Consider the following 26460-nt stretch of genomic DNA (forward strand, 5'->3'; position numbering starts at 1 on the left):
ATTTGTAAGGTGACAAAAGTCACATTCGAATGCACAAAAAGTGTAATTTTATGGCAAAGTTTTAAAATGGATTTAAAAACAAAATCGATTGGATTGGTACTTTCCGGAGGCGGTACAAAAGGAATTGCCCACGCCGGTGTCCTTAAATTTCTGGAAGAACAAAACATTCGTCCGAATCACATTGCCGGAACCAGCGCCGGATCTATCGTTGCCGCGTTGTATGCCGGAGGAAAATCGCCTGAGGAAATTCTAGATTTTTTTAAGTCGATTTACTTTTTCAACTGGAAACATTTTACGTTTAAAAAGGCAGGTTTTATCGATTCGAACGCCTTTCATTTTTATTTTCATACGATTTTTGGCGAAACCCGCATCGGTGATTTAAAAATTCACACGCACATCACTGCCACCGATCTGGTAAAAGGAAAACTCAAAATTTTCGGTCCCGACACCAAAGTGGTGGATGCTATTTTAGCCTCCTCTTCGTTTCCGGGCGTACTTTCGCCGTATGAAATGAACGGAAAAATGTATAGCGATGGCGGAATTTTGAACCACTTCCCAACCGATATTCTGCAAGGACGCTGTGAAACATTGATTGGCGTGTATGTCAGTCCGATTCAAAAAATTGAAGCCAAAGACTTATCTTCGATCAAAGCGGTAACCTCCAGGGCTTTCGATTTGCTTTCGGCGAATTCCAACATGCAGAAATTCAACCTCTGCGACTGGGTTATTGCCCCGGAAGAACTAGCTATTTACAGCACCTTCGAAACCAGCAAAGCCAAAATGGATGCCATTTTTAAAATTGGGTATGAAGCGGCAAAAACGTCATACGAAGAACTTGTGGTATAATTTTCGGTTAACCTATTTCAAAAAAACAGATTATAACTATATTTGCACCATTAAATGAAACCTCCTCCATGAAACGAGGATCCAGTTTCGTTGACCATTGAAAAACAACAACATTCAACAAATGAAATACAATAGAATTCTTCTGAAACTGAGTGGCGAAGCGCTAATGGGCGACAGACAATACGGAATCGACCCGAAACGCTTGGCTGAATATGCTGCTGAGATCAAACAAATTCACGACAAAGGCGTTCAGATTGCCATTGTGATTGGAGGCGGAAATATTTTCAGGGGAGTTGCCGGAGCAAGCAACGGAATGGACCGCGTACAAGGCGATTATATGGGAATGCTGGCCACCGTAATTAACGGAATGGCATTACAAGGCGCTTTGGAAGATGCCGGAATGCAAACCCGCTTACAAACCGCTTTAAAAATTGAAGCCATTGCCGAACCATACATCAAAAGAAGAGCGGTACGTCATTTGGAAAAAAACAGAATCGTTATCTTCGGAGCCGGGACAGGAAACCCTTATTTCACAACGGATACCGCAGCAGTTTTAAGAGGAATTGAGGTAGATTGCGACGTGATTCTGAAAGGAACCCGTGTAGACGGCGTTTACGATTCGGATCCGGAAAAAAATGCCGATGCTGTTAAATACGACCACATCACTTTTGACGATGTATTAAGCAAAGGGTTGAACATTATGGACACCACTGCATTCACTTTAAGTCAGGAAAATAAATTACCGATCATTGTTTTCGACATGAACAAACAAGGCAATTTATTGAAAGTTTGTGAAGGCGCTACCGTAGGAACCACAGTAAATATTTAATATTGATTTATAAAAAATTAGTATCATGACTGAAGAAATTATTTTTATTTTAGATAGCACGAAAGAATCGATGACCGGCTCTATCGCGCACCTTGAAAAATCGTTTTTAAACATTCGTGCCGGAAAAGCTTCTCCGCAAATGTTGGGAAGTGTTTTCGTAGACTATTACGGATCACAAACGCCGCTTTCTCAGGTAGCCAATGTAAACACGCCCGATGCGAGAACCATCACGGTCACGCCTTGGGAAAAAGCAATGTTACACCCTATTGAAAAAGCGATTATGATTGCCAATCTTGGTTTTAATCCGATGAACAATGGAGACAACATTATCATTAGTGTACCGCCGTTAACGGAAGAGCGCCGTAAAGAATTGGTAAAACAAGCCAAAGCGGAAGCGGAAGACGCGAAAGTAAGTATCCGTAACGCTCGTAAAGACGCGAATACCGAAATCAAGAAATTGGAAAAAGAAGGCACGTCGGAAGACATTTGTAAAACGGCTGAAGACGATGTTCAGAAGTTAACCGATGCTTATATCAAAAAAATTGAAGAGCATTTAGCGATTAAGGAAGCTGAAATCATGAAAGTATAATTTAAGTCCCGATTTTTAATCGGGATTTTTTATTTCATACCTTTACCTTACATTTGTAACAATCATTCCGAAAGTCCGCTTGTATTTTGATGCGAATTTTTCTCTTTTTGTTTTCTGTTTTCAGCATTTTATGTAATGCCCAAAACCCCGTTTCCGGAATCGTTCGAAATGCAGGTACCAATAAACCATTGCCGTTTGCCACCCTACACCTAAGCAACGGGAAGACCATTATTGTGGATGTTGACGGCAAATTCGCCATTGAAAACACCAACGACGTAGCTGATTTTACGGTTTCCTATACCGGATTTCAATCGCAAGTTGTGGCATTAAAATCCAATCAGAAATTCTATTCCATAAAACTGGTGGAAAAAACACAGGAGTTGAACGAACTCGTAATCGGCGGAAATCCTGCATTGGACATCATCCGGAACACCATTATTTACAAAGACATCAACAATCCGCAGAAAAAACTCAACAGTTTTCAGTTCAACACTTACAACAAACTGATTATCACCGCCAATCCCGACTCCATCAGAGGAAAAATTGATACAATTTTCACTTATGAAAAAATAGGAACACGATTTCAAAAGCTGGATTCTTCCGATTTCAAATTCAAAAAAATCATTCAGAAACAGCATTTGTACCAAACCGAAAAAGTATCCAAAATACAATTCAATAAGAAACAAGGATTAAAAGAAACGGTTTTAGCCACCCGAATGGCAGGTTTCAAACAACCTATTTATGAATACATCGGACTGAAGCTACAATCGTATTCGGTTTACGACGACAAAATTGAACTTTTCGAAACCAAATACCCCAACCCTATTGCCAACGATGCCTTAAACTATTACAATTATAAAATACTGGATACGGTTTTTTTGGGCAACCGAAAAGCCTACATGATTCATTTCAAACATAAAAACCAAAACCGAAAATCGAAACTGGAAGGTATTTTATATATTGACAAAGTCAGTTACGCCATTGCGAAATCGGTTTACCGTTCCAAGGGAATTCTGGACATCAGTGCCACCAATGTTCTGAAATATTATAAAGAAGACGACATTTGGTTTCCTGAAAAAAACACCCTTAAAATTGTAAAAGGAAACAATAAAAATGATGTAAAAATCTTAGGCGAAACCATCAAATTTACGCCTGAAGAAAACCTGGAAAATGACGATTCGGGGAAACAAAAAAAATCAGCTTCCGATTTTGTGTACATTCTTTCCGAATCGAAAAATTTCGAAACCGAATTCAACTCGCCTGTACAAATCAAACATCAGTATATCGCCATTGACATTAATGAAGATGCCATTTCAAAAAACGAAAATTACTGGACGCCTTTCCGAAAAGACAGCCTGGACATTCGCAGCATGAGCACCTACTCGACACTGGACAGTTTGGTTAGCAAAGAAGGATACGAACAAAAAATTAAAATCGGGAGAAAAGTTATCAATGGTTTCATTCCGTTGGGCGCCGTGGATTTAGAACTTCGTCAACTCATCAAATACAACAACTATGAAGGTTTCCGTTTCGGATTGGGTGGAGTAACCACTGATGTGTTTTCAAAAACAATCCGCCTGAGCGGGTATGGGGCTTATGGCTTAAAAGACGATGGATTTAAATTCAGTTTAGGACAATCTACCCGAATCGGTAATTTTTCCAATTCCTGGATTGGCATTTCCTATACCGATGATTTACAGGAAATCGGAAGTACCATTTTCGACATCGACCGAAAGCGATTCCGACTCTATGATCCGCGTCCTTTTAACTTAACCACCTTCTACAGCCACAAAACCTCGAAGGTATATGTAGAAACCAAAATACTTCCAAAAACGGAAAGTGTCTGGCAGCTGACACAAACTCATATCGATCCGAAATTCGACTATACTTTTCTTGCCGGAGGTAATGTTTACGACAATTACAACCTCACAACCGCCTCATTATCGATACAGTGGAATCCGTTTAGTGATTATATGCAAACGCCTTCCGGAAGGATTGAATCGGAAAAAAAATATCCGAAATTTACTTTTCAGATCTCCAAAACACTTCCCGGAATACTTGGAAACGATTTGAATTTCGGGAAATTTGATTTCAGAACGGAAATTGAAAAAAAATACCTGGACGGACAAAAAACCTCCTTTTTATTTCAGGCAGGAATTGCCTTTGGAGATGTTCCAATTACGCATCTTTACAGTATCTCGCCAAACACCCAAGACCGTGACGCGATTTTGCAGCGCCTAAACATTACCGGAAAAAACAGTTTTGAAACCATGCGCTTTAATGAGTTTTTCTCCAGTGAATACGTAGCACTACATTTCAAACACGGATTACGGAAAGTAAAATTATTTAAGAAAGTAAACCCGACAACCGTCCTTGTAACCCGTGCTGCAATTGGAGATGCTAAAAATCAAAACAATCACACCGGTTTCGAATACAAAACACTGAATGCCGGCTATTTTGAATCGGGATTGGAATTCAACAACATTTATAGCGGATTGGGACTTTCCGGATTTTACCGTTACGGAGGCAATGCACTACCCACTTTTAACGACAATATATCCGTAAAGTTAAGTTTTGTACTGGATTTAGGCTTTTAATGAGAAGACACGAATTTTAGTCCGACTATAGACGCAATCAAGGTGGTTAAAAAAAATACCCGCCAAAAATCGGCCGGTTCTTTAAAAACGAAAATCCCGACAATAACTGTTCCCACAGCGCCAATTCCGGTCCAAACCGCATAAGCAGTTCCTATTGGCAAAGTCTGTGTAGCCTTGTACAATAAGGTCATACTGATGGTCAGACATACAAAAAAACCAACCATCCACAAAGTCGATGTTGTTCCGGAAGTTTCTTTTGCTTTACCCAAACAAGAGGCAAAACCCACTTCAAAAAAACCCGCGATAACCAATAAAATCCAATTCATTACTGTTGAAATTAATTTGACGGTAAAGATAGCATTTGAAACCTTAATCTTTTATAAAAACTGAACTTCAAAAGGTTAAATTCTTCAGCCTTTTTACTACATTTGCAGGCATTTAATTTTTTATTTATTGAAAATTCAGTTTTATTGAAAATTGAATAAAAAAACAATCTAAAAATGAAACACACCAAAGTTAAAGACCTGCTAAACAGTGCGCCGGGACTACATGAAGTAAAAGCAAAAGGATGGGTTAGAACATTTAGAAACAATCAGTTTATCGCGTTGAACGACGGTTCAACCATCAATAATATTCAGTGTGTGGTTGATTTTGCAAACACCCCTGAGGAAACTTTAAAAAGAATTACAACCGGAGCCGCCGTTTGTGTGGTGGGAACTTTGGCCGAAAGTCAGGGTGCCGGGCAAAAAGTGGAAATCCAGGTATCCAAAATCGAAATCTTAGGGGATTCCGATCCGGAAAAATTTCCAATGCAGCCTAAAAAGCACTCGTTGGAATTCCTTAGAGAAAATGCACATTTACGCATCCGTACCAATGCTTTTGGCGCAATTATGCGTGTGCGTTCGACTTTAGCCTTTGCGGTACACCAATATTTTCAGGAAAAAGGATTTTTCTATGTAAACACACCTATTATTACTGGTTCGGATGCGGAAGGTGCAGGCGAAATGTTTAAAGTTACCGCTTTACCTTTCGACGGAACGCCAAGAACCGAAGAAGGCAAAGTAAACTACAAAGAAGATTTCTTCGGAAAAGAGACCAACCTTACCGTTTCAGGTCAGCTGGAAGGCGAAACCTATGCAATGGCGCTGGGTCAGATTTATACCTTCGGACCAACTTTCCGTGCGGAAAACTCCAACACATCCCGTCACTTGGCGGAATTCTGGATGATTGAGCCGGAAGTGGCGTTCAATAATTTGGCGGACAACATGGATTTGGCAGAAGATTTCATCAAATACGTAATCAAATATACGGTGGACAAATGTGGTGACGATTTGAAATTCTTAGAACAACGTTTGATCGAAGAAGAAAAATCAAAACCGCAAGCCGACAGAAGCGAAATGGCTTTATTGGAGAAATTAAGCTTCGTAATGGACAACAATTTCAAACGTGTTTCGTACACGGAAGCTATTGACATCCTTAAAAACTCCAAACCGAATAAAAACAAAAAATTCCAATATCCGGTTGACGATTGGGGCGTGGACTTACAAAGCGAGCACGAGCGTTTTCTAGTGGAAAAACACTTCAAGTGTCCGGTAATTTTATTCGATTATCCGGCAAACATCAAAGCGTTTTACATGCGTTTGAACGAAGACGGGAAAACCGTACGTGCCATGGATATTCTTTTCCCAGGCATTGGAGAAATCGTTGGAGGTTCTCAAAGAGAAGAGCGTTACGACGTACTTTTGGAAAAAATGAAAGCATTGGGTATTGACGAAAAAGAATTGTACTGGTATTTAGACACAAGACGTTTCGGAAGTGCCGTTCACTCCGGATTCGGATTAGGTTTCGAGCGTTTAGTATTGTTCGTAACCGGCATGACCAACATCCGTGATGTGATTCCATTCCCTAGAACTCCGCAAAACGCCGAGTTTTAATAAAATTTAGTTTATAGTTTACAGTTCCAAGTTTCGAGTTTTTTAGTAACTTTAGACTTGGAACTTTTACATAAAATCCACTGTAAATGCTCAAACAGAATCTACAATTCAAGTTATCCCAAAAATTATCGCCCCAGCAAATCCAACTGATGAAGCTGATTCAATTGCCCACGCAGGCTTTTGAACAACGACTGAAAGAAGAATTGGTGGAAAATCCGGCATTGGAATCCGGAAAAGAAGATGCATTGGAAAACGACGATTACGAAGCGGAAAACGATTACGATGAGTATGATGATTTTGACAACGAACAAATTGACGCCGATGAGATCAACATCGATGAATACCTGAGCAACGACGAAACCCCGGATTACAAACTTCAGGCGAACAATTACAGCGACGACGATGAAGACCGAAGCTTGCCTTTCGCAGCACCGGTAAGTTTTCATCAGGATTTGATCAATCAGTTGAACACCTTTATCTTATCCGATGATGAGCGTGAAATCGCCGAATTCCTCGTAGGAAGCATTGACGACATGGGTTACATCCGCAGAACCGTTCAGGACATTGTGGACGACATGGCGTTTACCCAAGGTATTTATACCGACGAGAAAAACGTAGAGCGTATTTTACACATCATCCACCAACTGGAACCTACCGGTGTGGGCGCCCGTGACTTACAGGAATGTTTACTGTTGCAATTGCGTCACAAAACCCCAACCGATTCGGTGAGTTTGGCCATTGCGATTATCGAGCAGCAATTTGACGCCTTTACAAAAAAACACTACGATAAATTACTACAGAAATTTGATGTTTCTCAGGAACAGTTGCGCAAAGCCATTGACGAAATTGAAAAACTGAACCCGAAACCGGGTGGCTCATTCGAAAGCAGTTCCAAAACCGTGGAGCATGTGGTGCCTGATTTTTCGATTCGCGTAGTAGACGGCGAATTACAACTGACCTTAAACGGCAGAAATGCGCCGGAATTACATGTTTCCAAAGATTATCAGGAAATGCTGCAAACCTATAAGGATTCGAGAGAAAAATCGAATGCCCAAAAAGATGCGGTGCAATTTATCAAACAAAAACTAGATTCGGCCAAATGGTTTATTGATGCCATCAAACAGCGCAACGAAACGCTTTTGGTAACCATGAACGCCATTATGCATTACCAGCAGGAATATTTTATCGACGGCGACGAATCGAAGTTGAAACCAATGATTCTAAAAGATATTGCCGATATGATTGGTCTTGACATTTCGACGATTTCGCGTGTAGCCAACAGCAAGTATGTGGAAACGCCTTACGGCACAAAACTGATTAAGGAATTCTTCTCGGAAGCAATGAAAAACGACCAGGGCGAAGACGTTTCTACGATAGAAATCAAAAAAATACTGAAATCGGTAATTGAAGAAGAAGACAAGCAAAAACCGTTACCGGACGATAAATTAGCCGAAATCCTAAAAGAAAAAGGCTATCCGATTGCCCGACGCACCATTGCGAAATACCGTGAACTGATGGACATTCCGGTCGCACGCATGCGCAAGAAAATATAGGTAACCCGATAAAAAAAGACGAAAACCGTCCAGCCCTGATGGAAGTGGCATCCTTTTTTTGTTGGCTGAGGCTCTCGAAGCCAACAAAAAAAGATACAGCGTACAGCAGGAATTGCGAAACCAAAAAGACACCAAGCCACTCGCTTCAAAAAAACAACTAAATGGATTTAAAAAAAATACTTCCGTTTTTTTCCTATCTCTTTCATCCGTTGTTCATTTCGGTGTATGCGGCCTTGTTTTATTTTTTTGTCACCAAGGACTTTTTCTATCCCTACGAAATTTTCCTGATTTTGTTCCAGATTGCCATTCTAACCGTTTTTTTACCGATTTCAATGTATTTCCTTTTAAAATCTCTGGGATTGGCCAAATCCAGCATCATGCTGCACGAAAAAAAGGAACGGCGTTTACCGTTGGCTTTTCAGGCAATGTTTTATCTGGTATTGATTGAACACAGTTTTTCTACGGTAGTGGTTCCCGAACTGTATTATTTCTTTCTGGGAGCGTTAATCAGCACCATTTTAACGCTAATTCTTATTGTCCTTCATTTTAAAGCGAGCATCCATATGATTGCCATGACCGGCATGACGTTGTTCATTATCGCAATCTCGATGCATTACGGCATCCCTTTTGTGAGCCTGATTGCTTTCCTGATTATAATGGTTGGTTTTGTCGCCTCTTCCCGTTTGTACATGCAGGCGCATACAATGAAAGAACTATTGGTGGGAATTCTGGTGGGAACCCTTCCTCAGATTGCGCTTTGGCATTTTTGGCTATAAGATATAAAACATGAAGCCAATGTTCAGATCCGACAGTTTCGACCCGTTTTTAAATATTGGGTTTAGACCGTAATAAACATGAATATTCCAGGTATTGTAACCCGTGGAAACATACATCCCATATTGCCATTTATTGATATTATTGTCGACATTAGATGTTTCACTCCCAATAGAAGTCGACTCTAGTTTCAGATTGGTATTGAAAACATAACGCGCCTTAAGACCGGTATAAACCCTCCAAAACTTATGACTATCGTAGGTTGCATTTCGCCAACGAATTTCCAAAGGAACCTCAATACTGTGCGACACTATTCTGGTTTTAACATCCTCTGAAGGAACCGGAGGATTATCTGAAAAAAGATCGTTGGTACTGATAAACTGTTTAATATTATTATAAGAATAACCGATACCGGGAGCTATAGCCCAATGTCTGTTTTTGGAAATCGGAAAATCCCTCATAAAACCAGCCGAAATACTCGGAGAAAAAGAAAACTGTTTGAAACCGTCAGGACTGTTCTGAACCAGATTATAGCTTAAGGCTACATAAAACTGATCTTCTCTGAATAAAGAATCAACCACTTTTACATTTTCTGTCTTGGTTGCAGCACCAACCTCCTGAGCAAAAACATAATGAGGTACAATTACAAATAAAGTCAACAATAAAAACTTATGCATACTGTTTGATTTTCTCTACTAAGGTAATAAAAAAAGGCAATCCGCAGATTGCCTTTTTATTTTTTCGCAGAGAGGAAGGGATTCGAACCCTCGATACAGTTACCCATATACTAGCTTTCCAGGCTAGCTCCTTCAACCACTCGGACACCTCTCTAAATTGAGATTGCGAAATAACGACTTTATTTTGTTATTCTAAAGCTTTATTTCAAAAATTTTTAGGTCAATTCACCTTGAACCGCTGTTTCGAAAGCATTTTTAAAATCCGAAGAAGAAACCTGTTGCCCCAAAAGGTACATCAGTTTAGTAATTGCCGCTTCAGTGGTGATATCATGACCCGAAATCACACCGATTTTTTTCAGCTCCATCCCGGTTTCATATTTATTCATATTTACACTTCCGCCGGAACATTGCGTCACATTGATTACATGAAGCCCTTTGTTGATTGCTTTTTCCAGAATGGTTATAAACCAGTCTTCCGTTGGGGCGTTACCGGCGCCATACGTTTCCAATACGACACCTTTTAAATTCGGAATGTGCAAGATGGCATGCAAAACACTTTCGTTAATGCCCGGAAACATTTTTACCACTACCACATTATCATCAAAAGTTTTGTTGACTTTTAGTTTTTCTCCCGTTGTTTTCTTTAGCAACAAATCTGTATTTACTTTCAAATCCACACCTGATTCGGCTAATTCAGGATAATTGGGTGAGGAAAAAGCATTGAAATGTTCGGCGCTTATTTTAGTGGTACGGTTACCACGGTATAATTTGTATTCAAAATACAATCCGACTTCTGTAACGATAGGCTGGTTGTTGTTTTGGAGCGAGGCAATCTGAATCGCGGTAATCAGGTTTTCTTTGGCATCAGTACGCAAATCGCCAATCGGCAATTGAGACCCCGTAAATATGACCGGTTTGGTCAGATTCTCCAGCATAAAACTCAGTGCCGATGCAGAATACGACATCGTATCCGAACCGTGCAGCACTACAAATCCGTCAAAAAAATTGTAATTTTCTTCAACAGCTTCCGCTATGGCCACCCATTTATCGGGATTCATATTGGAAGAGTCAATCGGATCTTTAAACGAAAACGTTTCGATATCGCAATCCAGCAATTTTAATTCGGGGATATTGTGCAGTAATTCGTCGAAGTTGAATGCTTTCAGCACACCGGTTTCGAAATCTTTCACCATTCCGATTGTCCCACCCGTGTAAACCAACAGTATTTTCGGTTTATTCGACATTCTGATATTTCAATTTATTAACTACCGGATTGGCATACATCGCCAAAAAGCTTTCTTTCAAAGCATTCACTTCGCTTCCCAAACGCATTTCCAAGCGACGTTCGAAAAGTTGCTTTTCTTTCTCGGTATATTGATTTGAGAACTGATTGGTATTGTGAATCAAATCGTAGGCAATGAAATTCGTAGGCCATAACTTGTAGGTCGACAAAATAGAATCGTCAATTACCTGTGCCAAGGCCTGAATTTGTTTGTTATTATTGTCATTTTCAGACATAATCTTGTCCAATTCGGTATCCAAAACATCACCCACATGAATATGGATTCGCTTTTTCTGACCGATGATTCCACTGATTAACGTGATAAAATCCTCATTTTTTTCTTTAATGTAGATTTCATCATTGGCTTCCGCCATAAGTTGCGGCATTTTTAAAGCATCGGTGGGATCGTATTCGTAGGAAATGGAAACCGGAACAATTCTGATTTTCTTAAAATAATCCATCAGATTTTCTTCATCCGAAGCCATCGCCAACATTTTCAACACTCCTTGGTGGGTAGCATCATTCCCGTCTTTGGTTCTTCCTTCACGCTGTGCAATCCAAACCGAACGGTTTTCTTTGGAAAGCAAATGATAAATGAACTCCGACATTAGTTTCGAGCTTTGCAACAATTCCCTTGGCGACAAGCCACGGCGAACCAAAAAGTTTCTGTTAAGTTTAGAAAGCGTCAACAAAAAAGATTTCTGTACCAAATTATCCCCGATTGCCGAAGCTGTCATAACCAATCCGTGATCAAACAAACTCACATTCAGCAAGGAAGTATCCAAAATGATATCGCGGTGGTTGGAAATGAAAAGATACGAAGTGTTGGGCTCCAGTTTTTCAAAACCGGAAGTAGTCAATCCGTCCGAACTGCGTTCCAAAACGCGCTGGATGGACTGGTAAATGAAATTAACCTGAAAATCACGAATGGAATGTGTTCTTTTCAACTGTTCCATCCAAACTGATTCTTCCACATCGGGAAAAGTAAAACTCATCAGCGCTTTCATCATTGGATGATTGGCAACGCTTTGAATGGCTGTATTTACTTCGCTGTCATAAAACTGGCGAATCGAGTCGAACTTTGGCATTAGTTAATTTTTTAACAATTCACAAATGAACGAAATTTTTATGAATCAAAGGGCATTTCTTTGTTAAATCCCGAAAATTTCACGCGAATTTTCGGTTGTAATTCGGGCAATTTCGGCTACGGGCAATTGATAAATTTCAGAAAGCTTTTCGGCTACCAAGGTTACATAACTGCTTTCGTTGCGTTTTCCGCGGTACGGCACGGGCGCCAAATATGGCGAATCGGTTTCCAAAACGATGTGTTTAAGGTCGATTTGACGCAAAAACTGATCGATTTTTCCGTTTTTAAACGTTACCACTCCACCAATTCCCAATTTCATATTGTAGGAAATAGCTTGTAATGCCTGCTCGTACGTTCCCGAAAAACAATGAAAGATCCCAAATAAATCGTCGGATTTTTCCAACTCCAACACTTCAAAAATTTCGTCGAAAGCTTCACGACAATGAATGTTAATTGGTAATTTGTATTTTTTTGCCCATTGAATCTGTTTCTGAAACGCGATTTTCTGGATTTCTAAAGTCGTTTTATCCCAATACAAATCAATCCCGATTTCACCGATGGCGGTAAACTTACGCTTGGCCAATTCGGTTTCCACATGCGCCAGTTCGGCTTCGTAGTTTTCCTTTACATAACAAGGATGCAAACCCATCATCAGGAAAATATTGTCGGGATACTGTTGTTCCAAATCGTACATTTTCTGGGTATACGAGGCGTCGATTGCCGGAATAAAAAACCGTTTTACTCCATTATTTATGGCGCGTTCGATCATCTCGGTGCGGTCTTCGGCAAATTCTTCGGAATACAAATGGGTGTGGGTATCGGTAAAAATCATTTTCAGTAACTATATTTCAAAGCCGCAAAGTTACAAAGTTCCCTTTTGATAATCGGATAATTGGATAATTAAGATTATTTTTGAGTTATGGAAAACCTACACAAACTGCTAAAAAAGGAAGGCTACAAAAAAATAAAATTCAAAGTCTCCAAAACCCAACATCTTTTAATAAAAGCTAAAGTGAATGGCATTTTAGGGGATTTTATTCTAGACACGGGAGCCTCCAACAGTTGCATCGGTTTTGACAGTGTGGATTATTTCAATATTATCGCCAAAGATTCCCCCACCAAAGCCGCCGGAGCCGGGGGAACCGGAATGTACACCCAAATGGCAACCAACAACTTACTACAGCTCTCGCATTGGAAAACCACTGATTTTTCGTTGGTTATTTTCGACATGAGTCACGTGAATCTGGCCCTGCAGCAATACAATGCCAAAGCGGTTCATGGGATAATCGGGGCCGACATCCTGTTACAAGGAAAAGCAATTATTGATTATTACAATCATTATTTCTATTTAAAATAAAATCAGAAATTCTTTTTGAGGGTTCGATAGGCAATGACGCTGCTGGCAATCATTAAGATTCCTCCTAAAATAAAATGCGCTCCCGCAAACTTAAACGGTGCCTCATCGTGGGTGAAAAAGTAAAACGTATTCGCCATTAAAGGTGGCCCGATAATAGAAGTGGCGCTCATCAGACTGGCCAACATTCCCTGAATTTCGCCTTGTTCCGAAGCCGGAACCGTAGACGAAATCACTGATTGCAGTGCCGGTCCCGCAATTCCACCCAAGCAATACGGAATCAGAAACACAAACATCATCCAGCCCTGTGTGGCGAACGCAAAAAGAAACATTCCAACCGCATATAAAAACAATCCGACATAAATACTTTTACTGTTGCCCAATTTGGGATTAATCCATCGAATTAATCCGCCCTGCACAATACCGACCAATAAACCGATGACGCCCAACGAAATCCCCACCATCCTTTCGTTCCAATTAAAACGGTACATAGTGAAATAACTCCAGTTGCTCTGCACGGCATGTCCGCCGATGTACACCAATACCAAGGCGGCCACTAAACCAATTAGAGACGGGTATTTTTTCAGATTTAACAAAGCGCTTACCGGATTGGCACGTTTCCAACTGAAGTCTCTTCGATTGGCTTTAGATAAGGATTCCGGCAGAATGAAATACCCGTATAAAAAGTTTATAAAACAAAGGAAAGCAGCGGCGTAAAACGGAATACGCGACCCGTATTGCCCTAAAATCCCTCCGATTACCGGCCCGATGATAAATCCTAAACCGAAGGCTGCCCCAATCATTCCGAAATTTTTGGCGCGATTGGTTTCGTCACTCACATCCGCAATATAAGCGGTTGCCGTGGTAATGCTGGCACCTGTTAATCCAGCCAGAATTCTTCCGATAAACAACCAGGCAATTGTGGGCGCAAAAGCGAGCAAAAGATAATCCATGGCGAAAAAGAAAAGCGAAAATAAAATAATCGGTCGGCGTCCGAATTTATCGCTCAGATTGCCGATTAACGGCGCAAACAAAAACTGCGTCATTGCATAAGCAAAAGTCAGCCAGCCACCGTATTGGGAAGCCACGCTGATGTCGCCATGAATCAATTCGGCAATTAATTTCGGAATTACCGGAATGATGATACCCCATCCGATAATATCGATTAGCATGGTTATGAATATAAACCCTACAGCGGCCGATTTTTTGTTTGCTTTCATAAAAAATTTTAAAAAAGTAAACCTACAAAAAACTTGTCTGAAAACCGCCTGCTCGCTGTAAAATATGAATTCACCAAATGGCGGGGGAGTATTGGCATAGCAACTAAAATTACGAAACGATTGTTTTTTCATTTTCTCAACTATAAAATTTTTAAAACGTGTTTTTTGATTAAAAGCATTACTTACTTTTTTTGTCATTTCGAGGGACGAGAAATCACATCAAGTTATTCCGTTATGAGATTCCTCCTTCATCGGAATGACAAACGGGCTGAAAATACTTTTCAAAATATCACCAAATTTGGTGATTGTGTAGGTGTTTTTTTATGTTTAGGTTTGTGGACATAAAATTGCCCACCAAAATAACCCTATTATTTAAGCGTTAAGGAGAATTTTAATCCAACTTTACCATATAGAACCTGTCCTTGAATTAATTGTAAATGAAAGAAAAAACAATCAGCCTATTTTTAACCACAACTCTTATTCTCATTGTAGGTTTCACTAATAATGGCAACGCTCAAAAAATAGCCGCGGGATTCAATCATACTCTTTTTAGTTGTACGAGTGGAACACCCCAAGCTGTAGGTACTAATACCATTGGGCAACTTGGTATTGGGAACTATGTCAGCCATAGCACTCCTGTACAAGTATCCGGACTCAACGGAATAGTGGCAGTTGCGGCAGGCGATTTTCATTCACTTTTCCTCAAAAATGACGGAACCGTTTGGGCTGTGGGCGCTAATGGAAACGGACAACTGGGTGATGGAACTACTGAGAATAAATTAAGTCCAGTTCAAGTAGCAGGACTGACCGGAATTACAGCAATAGCAGCTGGCAGTAACTTTTCACTTTTCCTGAAGAATGATGGAACCGTTTGGGGCGTTGGAAATAACACCGGAGGTCAGTTGGGCGATGGAACCGATGCCAATAAAAGTACGCCTGTGCAGGCCATTGGGCTTACAGGAATTACCGCTATAAGTGCGGGTCAGTTTCATTCACTTTTCCTTAAAAATGACGGAACCGTTTGGGCTACAGGTGGCAATTATTACGGACAGATAGGTAATCACCCTTACGCTGGCAATTTAAGTCCGGTACAAATACTAGGGCTCAGCGGGATTACAGCTGTATCTGCAGGTGGAACACATTCACTCTTCCTGAAAAACAATGACACTGTTTGGGGAGTTGGATCTAATTACTATGGCCAACTTGGTAATGTAAGCGTAGGCAGTTATATTTATAATCCGTTTCAAATAACAGGTCTTAGCGGAATCACGCAACTATCAGCTGGATATCTTCATTCTCTTTTCCTCAAAAGTAATGGAACGGTTTTGGCATCGGGAACAAATACTTATGGGCAGCTTGGAGATGGTACTACAGTGGGCAAGAGCACACCTTTTGTTATACCCGGACTTACTGCAGTCATTGCAATTGATGCCGGGGTGCACAACTCTTTTTTCTTAAAGAGTAATACTACTGTTAGAGCGGTGGGTAATAATAATTCAGGTCAACTTTGTGACGGAACCACAATTGAAAGACATACTCCTGTTCTTGCAACTAATCTTTGTACAATTAATTTATCCGTAGAAGAAAACATCCTTGAAAACACAGTAGCCGTCTATCCAAATCCTTGCAATGAACAATTGTTTATAGATATAACCAGTATTAATGTAGATTGTACGAGCACCATTGCTGAACTACATAATATGCAAGGACAACTATTGTGGAGCGTAGCAGTAAAAACGCCTATTACTTCATTCCAGGTCGGTGATTTAAAGGAAGGAATTTATTTTATTAGTATAAAAAACACTAAAGGAACATTCGTAAAAAAAATAATTAAGGAGTAAACATAAAAAAATCCCGCTTAGTTTTAAGCGGGATTTTTTTTATTACAAAGTATTCCTATGCGCCGTAATGGCTGCTATAAAAACATCGACTTCGGCTATTTCTTTATTGAGGCGTTCCAGGTCGAGTTCATTTTCCAGTAAGGCCACTACACCATAACTTTCTCTTCGGTTTTCCAGCATGAACTTTTTGTATTCCAGGCGGTATTTCTTTTTCTCGTGCTCTTCTTTCGTTTTCCCCTCGGGTAAAATAGTGATGATAGATTCTTCTGCGGCAATTTCCGTAAGCACGCCTTGTAAAACCGCATCAATCTCTATGGATGTTTCGCTGTAGTTGGTACTAAAGCGTTCCTCGCCGATGCGTTTGTAAGTCAGGTTTGCTTTTTCTTTTGTTGCCCATGTTAATAATACATCGCAATCGGCTACTGTGGTAATTCTGTTTAATGAATACATAATGTTATTTTTTAAAAGTTCATATTATTCTTACGGTTTTCAAAAGTGATGCCAAAAAACAGAAAATCATTTTCCATTTGAAATTTTAACATTTTGTAAGAAAATATTTTATTTAAAAACATCTTGTACTCGATTGATTTACAGTTCGTTTTTACTTTCTTTTATTTTTTGCTCCAATTTATTTTTTAACATTTCGAGTTGTTCTTTTTTGAGCTGAAGCGACGCTACTGCATACAGATGATGCTTTTTTAGGATGTTCGTAGCTCTTATCCGAATATTTCTGATTAAAGTTGCCCTGTTTTCATATTCCTTTTGTTGCTCTAAAAACGCAGCGACCTCCAAAGCGGCAAAAGCTTCGGTTCGTATCTTTTCGATCTGATCGAGTTCTTTAGCAATCTTAAGCAGTTTGAGTTGTATCCCGGCATAGTCGTACTGCCATTTTTCCTGAAGCCGCTGCTGCTCGGCTTGGGTAATGGCGTGGCTTTCTTTGCAAACGCTTTTCTTTTCCTTTAAATGGGTCAGCACTTTCGTTAACTGTTCCGTGGCGGATAAAGGCAGCGCACGCTTTCCGGAAACATACATCGACCATTGTCCGTCGCCTATGCCTAACATAAGCGCGGTATCTTCGTGTGTTAAACCCAATATATTTTTATAAATGTTCTCTTTTTTCATTGGTTTGATTTTTTCAAAACAAAAACATTTCAAACAAAATCTGTTCCAGTTTTTCAAAAATTAAAATTTTCAAACGGTTTTGGTTTGAAAATTTTAAAAATTATTTTTTTGAAACAGGTTTTATTACGCACTGAAAAGATTTTTGAATATCACTAAATTTGGTGATTGTGTAGGTGTTTTTTTATGTTTAGGTTTGTGGAGATATTTAGACTAAAACTATATGTATTTACGAGTTATTTCCAACGTTAAATATAAATAACAAAAAAATGGCAGAAGATAACTTCCACTATCAAATTCCTGATAGAAATATCAGAAAGGAAAAATATGATAAATTTGGATTTTCACCCTCAGTCCAGAGAGTTAGTTATGCGGAACATGGCTCGACTTTAAAACAGCAAGCGACTACTTTTAAAGAAAAAGAATTTACAAAAAAAGACATTGCATACTCGAGTCAGCTTTTTATTCAAATTGAAACACCTGAAAAAGTTTCAGTAAAGAGTCAAAAACAAAAAATAGAAAATTTAGGTTTTGAATTATTTTCTTTTTCGGCAAATAATGAATCAATCGCAAATGCGATAATCACTAAAGAGAAATTTAATGAATTTGAACAAAGATTAGAAAACTATATCAACACTGAAGATCATGTTGGAAAAACTTACTTTGCTCCCATTGAGAGAATTTCTAGTATACCGCCAGAAAATAAAATTGATGATCAGATTAATTATGAGTCTGAGGACAGTATGGAAATTATCATTAATTTATATTCTACAATTAATCCTAAAGAATTATTAGCTATAAGTAATACGCTAGAAATAGATTTACGTAATTACACGAATGAAATATTGAAGAGGACATTTAAAAATGGAATAACATCATTATTCTGTAGTATTGCTCCTTTACATTTGACAAAAATAGCGGCAGAATTTTCAACTATTAAAGAAATAAATTTAAGCCAAACTTTTACAGTACCACAAGCCATTGAAGTTGACCCAATGCCAACTGATATAAAAATTAATTCAATACAGTCTTCTTCTACAATTTGCATTGTAGACTCTGGAATTTATCCAAATGAAATCCTTAAAAATTTCATTAAAGAACAAGTAGGTTATCCTAATCCCGCAGCAATTGATTTTGAATATAATCATGGAACATTTGTTGCAAGCAGGTGTATTTTTGGTGATGAAATAGATCATTGTTTAGCGACAAAAGAATTACATCCATATTGCAATGTTCTTGATTTATCGGTTTTTGGTATAAACTCTCTAAATCAAACTGTAGGACCTTCTGATTTCACCCTTAGATGCGCTATTGAAGATATTGTTCTAAAATATTATGAAACAATCAAAGTCTATAATCTTTCACTAGGAGTACCGGTTTCAATTCAGAATTACAAATTTTCAGACTTAGCCAAACTATTAGATTATTTAGCCAAAGAATATAAAGTTCTTTTTGTTGTTGCAGCCGGCAATATCAATAGACTTTTGGGTGATTATCCCGCACTACATTTTTCAAATCCAAATTCAAGAATTGGAAGTCCAGCGGAATCATTGTTAAGTTTAACAGTAGGTTCTGTAGTAAAGCATTCCACAACACACTCTTTGTCTGAAAATGGATTCATTTCTCCATTCTCTAGAAAAGGACCTGGTGCTGATAATGGAATTAAACCCGAAGTTGTAGCCCATGGAGGTAACTTAATTTCACCTTATGCCCAAATACCAAGAATTTCCACTTATGGAATTTCTAAATCAGGTCAAAACCTTTCTGCCGATGTTGGTACTAGTTTTGCTGCACCATTAATATCTCAATATGCTCAAAGGCTTTTTGATTTCTATCCTAGCAGTGACGCAAATTTAGTAAAAGCACTACTATGCCACTTTACAGAAAACAGAAACAAACCAGACGAATTACTCGATGATAACATTTACTATGTAGGCTTTGGAGAGCCTAATATTGAACTTGCATTAAGGTCAGCGAAAAATAACTCAGCTTATATTTACGAAGGATATTTAGACCAAGAAAATTATCAATTTATCACTTTTCATATTCCACAAAAATTTGCTGATACAACGGTTGATTCTAAACTTCGAATAAAAGTTACCATAACTTATGATCCAACTGTCAATCCAGATAATGAAAAAGAATATTCTGAGTCAAGAATATCAGCCACTCTAATTAAAAATAGCGTAAATGGGATGAAAGAAATATCATTATCTGATGAAAAATATAATTTACCTTGGAATCCAATCATACAATTTGAAAAATCTTTCACGAGAGGCTTTCTTGCTGGTGCATGGGAACTTCGGTTAAGACTTTACACGCGAGGAAAAACTAGTGAAAATTACCTTCAAAACTATGCCACAGTGATTGAAATTATTGATGATAATAAAACTATAGATGTTTATAATGACATAGAAAATGAATTCTCAGAAATTTACAATAAAATTGAAGTTTCTGTAGGCGCGGCATAAGCACTATCCAAAACAATGGTTTCAAATTAAATTTTAGTCTCAAGAATGGTTGAATAGTAAATTACTTAACTATTTCAAGTTAACTACTATTTATAAAAAATCCCGTTTAGAAACTAAACGGGATTTTCATTTTATATAACCCTAATCTACTAAAGCTCCAACGCTTTCTTAGGATTGTTATCCATCAAAATTTCTACTGGGTTTTCCAACGCTTCTTTCACCGCTACCAAGAATCCAACCGACTCACGTCCGTCGATGATTCGGTGATCGTACGATAACGCTACGTACATTACCGGAGCGATTACGATTTGTCCGTTTTTCACCACAGCTCTTTCCACTACATTGTGCATTCCTAAAATACCCGACTGTGGAGGATTGATAATTGGCGTAGACAACATCGAACCGAAAACACCACCATTTGAAATCGTGAAGGTTCCGCCTGTCATTTCGTCTACTGTGATTTGTCCGTCACGCGCACGGATTGCCAAACGTTTGATTTCCGCTTCAACGCCACGGAACGTTAAGTTTTCTGCATTACGTACTACCGGTACCATTAATCCTTTTGGTCCTGAAACCGCTACCGAAATATCACAGAAATCGTAAGAGATTTTCTCCTGACCGTCGATCATCGAGTTCACATCCGGATACAATTGTAAGGCACGGGTAACCGCTTTAGTAAAGAAGGACATAAAGCCTAATCCCATTTGGTGTTTTGCTTTAAACTCTTCTTTGTATTGGTCACGAATTGCGTAAATCGCACTCATGTCAACCTCATTGAACGTAGTCAACATTGCGGTTTCGTTTTTAGCGGCTACTAAACGCTCCGCTACTTTACGACGCAACATCGATAATTTTGTTCTTTCCGAACCGCGAGAACCTCCGGTTGGTGTGCCCATAGAAGGAACAGCATTAACTGCGTCTTCTTTAGTTACTCTTCCGCCTTTTCCGGTACCTACGATATCTGTTGGCTGGATGTTTTTCTCGTCTAATATTTTTCTTGCTGCCGGGGATGGCGCATTGGTGGCATATGTTGCTGCTGCTGGAGCCGGAGCTGCTTTTGGTGCCTCAGCTTTTGGAGCTTCCGCTGCTTTTTCTGCAACTACGGTTGCTGAGCCTGTCGAAGCATCCGGTTTTGCAGCACTGGTATCAATTAAACACACTACCTGACCTACCGCTACTGCATCGCCTTCTTCCGCTTTAAGCGTAATAATTCCGCTCGCTTCCGCTGGTAACTCTAAGGTAGCTTTATCAGAATCAACCTCCGCAATGGCTTGGTCTTTTTCTACATAATCTCCGTCTTTAACTAACCAAGTAGCAATTTCTACTTCTTTGATTGATTCTCCCGGTGAAGGGACTTTCATTTCTAAAATCATCGGTATATAATTTTATAGGTGTTGTTATTATCTGTTTTATCAAAAATACAATTTTATTGGAATAAATTCTTGTCAAAAACCATTGCAATGGCGGCCGCATGACGTTTTTTAGAACGTACATAACTTCCAGCTGCCGGTGCACTATACGCTTTAGGCGACGCCACTCTGAATTTCACTTCGTTAAAGTTCATCAGCATATAACCGTAAGCCCCCATGTTTCTTGGCTCTTCCTGTGCCCAAACGTAATCGTTCACGTTCGGATATTTGGCGATAATCGCTTTCATTTGCTCTACCGGTAACGGGAACAATTGCTCCACACGTACCAAGGCCACATCGTTTCTTCCGTTGGCTTCTCTTTCCGCTTTTACATCGTAGTAGAATTTACCGGTACAGAATACTAAGGTTTTCACTTCAGCTGCATTCACGTTTGGATCGTCAATTACTTCCTGGAATTGTCCGTTTGCGAATTCTTCGATAGAGGAAACCGCTTCCGGATGACGCAATAAACTCTTCGGTGTGAATACTACCAATGGTTTACGGAATTTCGTTACCAATTGTCTTCTCAACAAGTGGAAGAAGTTTGCCGGCGTAGTACAATCGGCTACATACATATTGTGGTTCGCACACAATTGTAAGAAACGCTCCATACGGGCCGAAGAGTGTTCTGCTCCTTGGTTTTCATACCCGTGCGGCAATAACATTACGATTCCGTTTTGGTTGTTCCATTTGTCTTCCGCTGCCGAAATGTATTGGTCGATCATAATTTGCGCTCCGTTTCCGAAATCTCCAAATTGTGCTTCCCAAATGGTTAAGGCATTCGGATTGGCTAAAGCATAGCCGTATTCGAATCCTAAAACGCCGTATTCCGACAAATGTGAGTTATAAATCGAGAAATTTCCTTTTTTGTTCGGAAGATGATTCAGCAAGATTACTTCTTCTTCTGATTCTTCCACTTTAATTACCGCGTGACGGTGTGAGAAAGTACCACGCTCTACGTCCTGACCGGAAATACGCACATCGTAACCTTCTGTCAATAACGAACCGTAGGCCAACATTTCTCCCATTGCCCAATCCAATTTATCGGATTCGAAGAACATTGCTTTTCGATCGCCGATTAATTTTGTGATTTTGCTGATGAATTTTTTATCCGATGGCAATTCGGTCACCACTTTAGCGATTTCCGTTAAGGTTGCCTTATCTACTTTTGTTTCAAACTTCTGAAGCATTACATCGGCTTCGGCCTGTTCAAAACCTTTCCATTCGTTTTGCATGAATGGCGTGATTACCGTTAAATCTCTTTTACGGGATTCCTCCAAACTTTGCTCCAGATTGGTTTTATATTCCGCTTCCAGTTGTGCCACGTAATTGCCGTCGATAGAACCTTCCGCTTTCAATTTCTCTGCATAAATATCTCTTGGATTTTTCTGTCTCGAAATCGCTTTGTATAATTTAGGTTGGGTAAAACGAGGTTCGTCCCCTTCGTTGTGCCCGTATTTTCTGTATCCTAACAAGTCGATGAACACGTCGGTGCCGAACTCCATTCGGTATTCCAACGCAAACAACATCGCGTGTACCACTGCTTCCGCATCGTCTGCATTTACATGCAACACCGGAGACAAGGTTACTTTAGCTACATCCGTACAATAAATTGAGGAACGGGCATCTAAATAATTGGTGGTAAATCCAACCTGATTGTTCAACACAACGTGAATGGTTCCATTGGTTTTGTAACCGTCCAGTTTGGCCATTTGGATAATTTCGTAAACGATACCCTGACCGGCTACGGCTGCATCTCCATGTACAGCAATTGGCAATACTTTTGATGGGTTTTCAGCATAGTATTTATCTTGTTTCGCACGGGCAATCCCTTCGATAACCGCTCCTACTGTTTCCAGGTGGGAAGGGTTCGGTGCTAAATTCACGTTGATTTTTTTACCGTTTTGCGTATGTCTGTCGGCCGTTAATCCCAAGTGGTATTTCACGTCACCATCAAACAAAGCATCGTCGTCGTAATCTTTTCCGTCAAATTCGGAGAAAATATCCTGAGTCGATTTTCCGAAAACATTCGCCAATACGTTCAAACGACCACGGTGCGCCATTCCCATTACGAATTGCTCGACGCCTTTGTCGGCAGCGGCTTCAATTAAGAAATCCAAAGCCGGGATAGCCGATTCGATTCCTTCTAACGAGAAACGTTTCTGACCTACATATTTGGTATGAAGGAAGTTCTCGAAAGAAACCGCTTCGTTTAATTTTTTAAGGATGCGTTTCTTCTGATCGTTATTGAAACTTGGAAGATTGTCGTTGATGTCCAATCGTTTCTGAATCCACTCGATTACTTTCGGGTCACGAATGTACATGTATTCGATTCCGATGGATTCGCAATACACTTTATTTAAGTGATTTAAGATATCCTGAAGCGAACAAGGGTTTAAGTTCACAATTCGAGCCGCATCGAAAACCGTATTCAAATCGGAAGACGACAACCCGAAATTCTCGATGGATAAATCCGGAGAATAGGTTCTTCGCTCACGAACCGGGTTGGTTTTGGTAAAAAGGTGACCGCGGGTTCTGTAACCATCAATCAGCTTTAAAACATTAAATTCTTTTTGTAATTTTTCTGAAACGGCCGAACAATCTCCTCCTCCGGCAGCCATGGTTGTAAGTTCTTCAACCGGTCCGCCGCCAAATTCATTCGCAAAATCAAATCCTTGGAAAAAACTCCTCCAACTCGGTTCTACGCTATCGGGATTTTGTAAATATTGATCGTATAAATCGGCAAAAAAAGCCGTGTGTGCTGCGTTTAAAAAGGAAAACCTATCCATAATTCTGTCGAATGACGATTTTGGGTTAAAAAAATTTTACGCAAAAGTACAACACTTTATAATAATCTTCTAATGTTTTTCATACTTTTATCTCATAAAATATTCCGAATGATGAAGTTAAAAACAAACATCTGCAATTTTTTAACAATAGTTTTGAGTTGTCTGCTTTTTTTAACAATAACTTCTCCAATAAAGGCTCAGAATCAGAGCAATTCGCAACAAAAAAATGAATTTTGGAGAAACGTTCAATTTGGTGGCGGATTGGGTTTAGGTATTGGAAGCGGTTATACCAATATCATGGTGGCGCCCAGCGGAATTTACAATATAAACCCATACGTGTCAATGGGTTTAGGAATACAATACAGCTATGTAAAACAATCCGATTTGTTTGATTCCCACATTTACGGCGGAAGCCTTATCAGTCTTTTTAACCCGATTCCTGAAGTACAACTGTCTGCCGAGCTGGAACAGCTTCGCGTGAACAATACTTTTACCGAAGCAACCCCAAAAATTAAAGATAATTTCTGGAACACTGCTTTGTTTTTAGGGGCTGGCTATCGGAATCAAAACGTAACCATAGGATTGCGCTACAACATCCTATACCGTGAATCTAATTATGTGTACAGTCAGGGATGGATGCCGTTTGTTAGAGTCTATTTCTAAACCAGACTTTCTGCCATTCCCTTTTTAAAACCAGAAACGTAACCTGCTCTGAAAGTTCAACCAGATCAGAACCGTCCAGTTTTTTGATTTGCTCCTCAGACACATCAATAATATATAATAAATTGAGGTATTCGGCGAACTTGAACTGAATCAGCCGGTAGATTTTCTCGTGCAGCTGGATTTTTAAATCGATGGGCGAAATGGACGTTTCAAACGCCACACTTTCATTGGCATAATTAAAATCTTTGTTGATTTGCTCTACCAACTTCACATACAGCTCCTCTTTCTGCGCTTCAGAAAGTAATAAATCGGTATTTTGAGGTGCGATGTACATTTGAGGTTAGAAGTTAGAAGTTAGAAAATTATCGATTTTACAGCACATTACACATTTCTGCGCATCAAATTTTCACCAAACGCCTTTAACATGACTTTTTTAGAAGCTTCGATGCCCATTTTTTCCAACATTTCAAAAGCTTTAAACGTATATTCTTTAATCGCTTGTTGGGTTGCTTCGCTGGCTCCGGTCTGATTGAAAATTGTTTTTACAGCGGCTATTTTTTCATCATTTTGCGTTAACTGAACAGCAAACAAATGTTTCAGTTGTTCTTTTTCTTCAGCATTGGCAAATTCCATGGCTTTTAAATAAAGGTACGTTTTTTTGTTTTCGATAATGTCACCTCCGACTTGTTTTCCAAAAGTTTCCGGATCACCGAAAGCATCGAGATAATCATCCTGCAATTGGAAAGCGATGCCGAGATTCAAGCCGAAATCGTAAATCAGATTCGCATTTTCCTCAGACGTTTCTGCCACAATTGCGCCCATTTTCATGGCAGCGCCGACTAAAACAGCGGTTTTGTATTCAATCATTTTCAGGTATTCCGGAATGGTCACGTCGTTACGTTGTTCGAAATCGACATCCCATTGCTGCCCTTCGCATACTTCCAAAGCCGTTTTACTGAATAGTTTGGCTAACGATTGGAAAATTACCGGCTCGTATTGCTCAAAATATTGGTAAGCCAAAATCAGCATCGCATCTCCCGACAAAATTCCTGTATTCACATCCCACTTTTCGTGTACGGTTTCGTTTCCGCGGCGCAACGGCGCATCGTCCATAATATCATCGTGAATCAACGAGAAATTATGAAAAACCTCCACCGCAGTAGCTGCTGCCAAGGCTTTTTTATAATCGGTGTTGAAAATTTCCGCCGTCATTAAGGTCAAAACGGGACGCATTCGTTTTCCGCCAAGAGACAAAATGTAAGCAATAGGTTCGTACAGGTTTTTAGGTTCTCTTTCTATGGAAATTGCCGAAAAATGGCTGGTGATAAACGACTGGTATTCTGAAATGGAATGCATGACACTAATTTTTTGCTAAAGTACTCCAAATTAAACCGTTTTTCAAAAAAGTGAATTTGTTAATTTTAAC

23 protein-coding genes and 1 tRNA gene are annotated in these 26460 nt (G+C 39.5%); 11 read left to right on the forward strand and 13 right to left on the reverse strand.

Features of this window, described 5'->3' with window-relative positions; genetic code table 11:
* Nucleotides 1-66: 66 nt before the first annotated feature.
* The 4 genes from FCR2A7T_RS01035 to FCR2A7T_RS01050 all read left to right on the forward strand — a co-directional run bounded on the left by FCR2A7T_RS01035 (nucleotide 67) and on the right by FCR2A7T_RS01050 (nucleotide 4861).
* Nucleotides 67-846 carry a patatin-like phospholipase family protein gene (locus FCR2A7T_RS01035; protein ID WP_023569405.1) on the forward strand — a complete coding sequence of 260 codons (780 nt, stop codon included), beginning with the start codon at nucleotides 67-69 and terminating at the stop codon, nucleotides 844-846.
* A 121-nt stretch (nucleotides 847-967) separates the two neighbouring features.
* Entirely contained in the window at nucleotides 968-1675 is a 708-nt protein-coding gene (gene pyrH, locus FCR2A7T_RS01040) for a UMP kinase (protein ID WP_035116798.1), read from the forward strand.
* Between the two features lie 25 nt (nucleotides 1676-1700).
* Nucleotides 1701-2264 carry a ribosome recycling factor gene (gene frr / locus FCR2A7T_RS01045; protein WP_023569407.1) on the forward strand — a complete coding sequence of 188 codons (564 nt, stop codon included), beginning with the start codon at nucleotides 1701-1703 and terminating at the stop codon, nucleotides 2262-2264.
* Between the two features lie 89 nt (nucleotides 2265-2353).
* Complete coding sequence (locus tag FCR2A7T_RS01050; protein WP_023569408.1) at nucleotides 2354-4861, forward strand: DUF5686 family protein; 2508 nt, start codon at nucleotides 2354-2356, stop codon at nucleotides 4859-4861.
* Here FCR2A7T_RS01050 and FCR2A7T_RS01055 read toward each other — a convergent pair.
* Nucleotides 4858-5187 carry a DMT family transporter gene (locus tag FCR2A7T_RS01055; protein ID WP_023569409.1) on the reverse strand — a complete coding sequence of 110 codons (330 nt, stop codon included), beginning with the start codon at nucleotides 5185-5187 and terminating at the stop codon, nucleotides 4858-4860. The two genes, FCR2A7T_RS01050 and FCR2A7T_RS01055, sit on opposite strands and share 4 nt — an antisense overlap.
* Nucleotides 5188-5361: 174 nt before the next feature.
* Between FCR2A7T_RS01055 and asnS the strand changes: the two genes are divergently transcribed.
* From asnS to FCR2A7T_RS01070, 3 genes are all read left to right on the forward strand, one after another.
* The gene (asnS, locus tag FCR2A7T_RS01060; RefSeq protein WP_023569410.1) at nucleotides 5362-6795 is read left to right on the forward strand and encodes an asparagine--tRNA ligase; all 1434 of its coding nucleotides are present in this window, start codon (nucleotides 5362-5364) and stop codon (nucleotides 6793-6795) included.
* Between the two features lie 86 nt (nucleotides 6796-6881).
* Nucleotides 6882-8348 (forward strand): RNA polymerase factor sigma-54, encoded by a 1467-nt coding sequence (gene rpoN / locus FCR2A7T_RS01065; protein WP_023569411.1) that lies wholly within the window; start codon nucleotides 6882-6884, stop codon nucleotides 8346-8348.
* A 161-nt stretch (nucleotides 8349-8509) separates the two neighbouring features.
* Nucleotides 8510-9124, forward strand: a complete 615-nt coding sequence (locus tag FCR2A7T_RS01070) for a hypothetical protein (RefSeq protein ID WP_023569412.1) — start codon at nucleotides 8510-8512, stop codon at nucleotides 9122-9124.
* On the opposite strand, the gene FCR2A7T_RS01075 is transcribed toward FCR2A7T_RS01070, so the two are convergent.
* From FCR2A7T_RS01075 to FCR2A7T_RS01095, 5 genes are all read right to left on the reverse strand, one after another.
* Nucleotides 9119-9799: a porin family protein gene (locus tag FCR2A7T_RS01075; RefSeq protein ID WP_023569413.1), complete on the reverse strand. Its 681-nt coding sequence runs from the start codon at nucleotides 9797-9799 to the stop codon at nucleotides 9119-9121. The two genes, FCR2A7T_RS01070 and FCR2A7T_RS01075, sit on opposite strands and share 6 nt — an antisense overlap.
* A 67-nt stretch (nucleotides 9800-9866) precedes the next feature.
* Nucleotides 9867-9953 (reverse strand) — tRNA-Ser (locus FCR2A7T_RS01080).
* 61 nt (nucleotides 9954-10014) lie between these two features.
* The gene (locus tag FCR2A7T_RS01085; protein WP_035116801.1) at nucleotides 10015-11043 is read right to left on the reverse strand and encodes an asparaginase; all 1029 of its coding nucleotides are present in this window, start codon (nucleotides 11041-11043) and stop codon (nucleotides 10015-10017) included.
* Nucleotides 11033-12169 (reverse strand): 1-acyl-sn-glycerol-3-phosphate acyltransferase, encoded by a 1137-nt coding sequence (locus tag FCR2A7T_RS01090; RefSeq protein ID WP_023569415.1) that lies wholly within the window; start codon nucleotides 12167-12169, stop codon nucleotides 11033-11035. Before FCR2A7T_RS01090 ends, FCR2A7T_RS01085 begins: the two co-directional genes overlap by 11 nt.
* 63 nt (nucleotides 12170-12232) lie before the next feature.
* A complete protein-coding gene (locus FCR2A7T_RS01095; RefSeq protein WP_023569416.1) occupies nucleotides 12233-13000 on the reverse strand; it encodes a TatD family hydrolase in 768 nt (255 codons plus the stop codon).
* A gap of 87 nt (nucleotides 13001-13087) precedes the next feature.
* On the opposite strand from FCR2A7T_RS01095, the gene FCR2A7T_RS01100 reads away from it, so the two are divergent.
* Nucleotides 13088-13525 carry a retropepsin-like aspartic protease gene (locus tag FCR2A7T_RS01100; RefSeq protein WP_023569417.1) on the forward strand — a complete coding sequence of 146 codons (438 nt, stop codon included), beginning with the start codon at nucleotides 13088-13090 and terminating at the stop codon, nucleotides 13523-13525.
* 2 nt (nucleotides 13526-13527) lie between these two features.
* Here the strand turns inward: FCR2A7T_RS01100 and FCR2A7T_RS01105 are convergent, their stop codons facing one another.
* Nucleotides 13528-14742: a TCR/Tet family MFS transporter gene (locus FCR2A7T_RS01105; RefSeq protein ID WP_035116978.1), complete on the reverse strand. Its 1215-nt coding sequence runs from the start codon at nucleotides 14740-14742 to the stop codon at nucleotides 13528-13530.
* 437 nt (nucleotides 14743-15179) lie between these two features.
* Between FCR2A7T_RS01105 and FCR2A7T_RS01110 the strand changes: the two genes are divergently transcribed.
* Nucleotides 15180-16583, forward strand: coding sequence for an RCC1 domain-containing protein (locus FCR2A7T_RS01110; RefSeq protein WP_023569419.1), 1404 nt, complete (start codon nucleotides 15180-15182; stop codon nucleotides 16581-16583).
* A gap of 42 nt (nucleotides 16584-16625) precedes the next feature.
* Here the strand turns inward: FCR2A7T_RS01110 and FCR2A7T_RS01115 are convergent, their stop codons facing one another.
* Nucleotides 16626-17033, reverse strand: coding sequence for a hypothetical protein (locus tag FCR2A7T_RS01115; RefSeq protein ID WP_023569420.1), 408 nt, complete (start codon nucleotides 17031-17033; stop codon nucleotides 16626-16628).
* 138 nt (nucleotides 17034-17171) lie between these two features.
* Entirely contained in the window at nucleotides 17172-17705 is a 534-nt protein-coding gene (locus FCR2A7T_RS01120; protein WP_131473131.1) for a hypothetical protein, read from the reverse strand.
* A 266-nt stretch (nucleotides 17706-17971) separates the two neighbouring features.
* On the opposite strand from FCR2A7T_RS01120, the gene FCR2A7T_RS01125 reads away from it, so the two are divergent.
* Nucleotides 17972-20173, forward strand: coding sequence for a S8 family peptidase (locus FCR2A7T_RS01125; RefSeq protein ID WP_023569422.1), 2202 nt, complete (start codon nucleotides 17972-17974; stop codon nucleotides 20171-20173).
* A 149-nt stretch (nucleotides 20174-20322) separates the two neighbouring features.
* Here FCR2A7T_RS01125 and odhB read toward each other — a convergent pair whose 3' ends face one another.
* Together odhB and FCR2A7T_RS01135 are read right to left on the reverse strand one after the other, a co-directional pair.
* Complete coding sequence (gene odhB / locus FCR2A7T_RS01130; protein WP_023569423.1) at nucleotides 20323-21546, reverse strand: 2-oxoglutarate dehydrogenase complex dihydrolipoyllysine-residue succinyltransferase; 1224 nt, start codon at nucleotides 21544-21546, stop codon at nucleotides 20323-20325.
* A gap of 53 nt (nucleotides 21547-21599) precedes the next feature.
* Nucleotides 21600-24371 carry a 2-oxoglutarate dehydrogenase E1 component gene (locus FCR2A7T_RS01135; RefSeq protein WP_023569424.1) on the reverse strand — a complete coding sequence of 924 codons (2772 nt, stop codon included), beginning with the start codon at nucleotides 24369-24371 and terminating at the stop codon, nucleotides 21600-21602.
* Between the two features lie 108 nt (nucleotides 24372-24479).
* Here FCR2A7T_RS01135 and FCR2A7T_RS01140 point away from each other — a divergent pair, with 108 nt between their 5' ends.
* Nucleotides 24480-25034: a hypothetical protein gene (locus tag FCR2A7T_RS01140; RefSeq protein ID WP_023569425.1), complete on the forward strand. Its 555-nt coding sequence runs from the start codon at nucleotides 24480-24482 to the stop codon at nucleotides 25032-25034.
* On the opposite strand, the gene FCR2A7T_RS01145 is transcribed toward FCR2A7T_RS01140, so the two are convergent.
* Complete coding sequence (locus FCR2A7T_RS01145; protein WP_023569426.1) at nucleotides 25018-25368, reverse strand: hypothetical protein; 351 nt, start codon at nucleotides 25366-25368, stop codon at nucleotides 25018-25020. The two genes, FCR2A7T_RS01140 and FCR2A7T_RS01145, sit on opposite strands and share 17 nt — an antisense overlap.
* Before the next feature lie 47 nt (nucleotides 25369-25415).
* Nucleotides 25416-26390 (reverse strand): polyprenyl synthetase family protein, encoded by a 975-nt coding sequence (locus FCR2A7T_RS01150; RefSeq protein WP_023569427.1) that lies wholly within the window; start codon nucleotides 26388-26390, stop codon nucleotides 25416-25418.
* Nucleotides 26391-26460: the final 70 nt, after the last annotated feature.

The organism is Flavobacterium cauense R2A-7, assembly GCF_000498475.1.
GTDB lineage: Bacteria > Bacteroidota > Bacteroidia > Flavobacteriales > Flavobacteriaceae > Flavobacterium > Flavobacterium cauense.

Coding starts and splice junctions, on each gene's coding strand:
- FCR2A7T_RS01035 (WP_023569405.1), top strand. CDS start 67: ATGGATTTAAAAACAAAATCGATTGGATTGGTACTTTCCGGAGGCGGT.
- pyrH (WP_035116798.1), top strand. CDS start 968: ATGAAATACAATAGAATTCTTCTGAAACTGAGTGGCGAAGCGCTAATG.
- frr (WP_023569407.1), top strand. CDS start 1,701: ATGACTGAAGAAATTATTTTTATTTTAGATAGCACGAAAGAATCGATG.
- FCR2A7T_RS01050 (WP_023569408.1), top strand. CDS start 2,354: ATGCGAATTTTTCTCTTTTTGTTTTCTGTTTTCAGCATTTTATGTAAT.
- FCR2A7T_RS01055 (WP_023569409.1), bottom strand. CDS start 5,187: ATGAATTGGATTTTATTGGTTATCGCGGGTTTTTTTGAAGTGGGTTTT.
- asnS (WP_023569410.1), top strand. CDS start 5,362: ATGAAACACACCAAAGTTAAAGACCTGCTAAACAGTGCGCCGGGACTA.
- rpoN (WP_023569411.1), top strand. CDS start 6,882: ATGCTCAAACAGAATCTACAATTCAAGTTATCCCAAAAATTATCGCCC.
- FCR2A7T_RS01070 (WP_023569412.1), top strand. CDS start 8,510: ATGGATTTAAAAAAAATACTTCCGTTTTTTTCCTATCTCTTTCATCCG.
- FCR2A7T_RS01075 (WP_023569413.1), bottom strand. CDS start 9,799: ATGCATAAGTTTTTATTGTTGACTTTATTTGTAATTGTACCTCATTAT.
- FCR2A7T_RS01085 (WP_035116801.1), bottom strand. CDS start 11,043: ATGTCGAATAAACCGAAAATACTGTTGGTTTACACGGGTGGGACAATC.
- FCR2A7T_RS01090 (WP_023569415.1), bottom strand. CDS start 12,169: ATGCCAAAGTTCGACTCGATTCGCCAGTTTTATGACAGCGAAGTAAAT.
- FCR2A7T_RS01095 (WP_023569416.1), bottom strand. CDS start 13,000: ATGATTTTTACCGATACCCACACCCATTTGTATTCCGAAGAATTTGCC.
- FCR2A7T_RS01100 (WP_023569417.1), top strand. CDS start 13,088: ATGGAAAACCTACACAAACTGCTAAAAAAGGAAGGCTACAAAAAAATA.
- FCR2A7T_RS01105 (WP_035116978.1), bottom strand. CDS start 14,742: ATGAAAGCAAACAAAAAATCGGCCGCTGTAGGGTTTATATTCATAACC.
- FCR2A7T_RS01110 (WP_023569419.1), top strand. CDS start 15,180: ATGAAAGAAAAAACAATCAGCCTATTTTTAACCACAACTCTTATTCTC.
- FCR2A7T_RS01115 (WP_023569420.1), bottom strand. CDS start 17,033: ATGTATTCATTAAACAGAATTACCACAGTAGCCGATTGCGATGTATTA.
- FCR2A7T_RS01120 (WP_131473131.1), bottom strand. CDS start 17,705: ATGAAAAAAGAGAACATTTATAAAAATATATTGGGTTTAACACACGAA.
- FCR2A7T_RS01125 (WP_023569422.1), top strand. CDS start 17,972: ATGGCAGAAGATAACTTCCACTATCAAATTCCTGATAGAAATATCAGA.
- odhB (WP_023569423.1), bottom strand. CDS start 21,546: ATGATTTTAGAAATGAAAGTCCCTTCACCGGGAGAATCAATCAAAGAA.
- FCR2A7T_RS01135 (WP_023569424.1), bottom strand. CDS start 24,371: ATGGATAGGTTTTCCTTTTTAAACGCAGCACACACGGCTTTTTTTGCC.
- FCR2A7T_RS01140 (WP_023569425.1), top strand. CDS start 24,480: ATGATGAAGTTAAAAACAAACATCTGCAATTTTTTAACAATAGTTTTG.
- FCR2A7T_RS01145 (WP_023569426.1), bottom strand. CDS start 25,368: ATGTACATCGCACCTCAAAATACCGATTTATTACTTTCTGAAGCGCAG.
- FCR2A7T_RS01150 (WP_023569427.1), bottom strand. CDS start 26,390: ATGCATTCCATTTCAGAATACCAGTCGTTTATCACCAGCCATTTTTCG.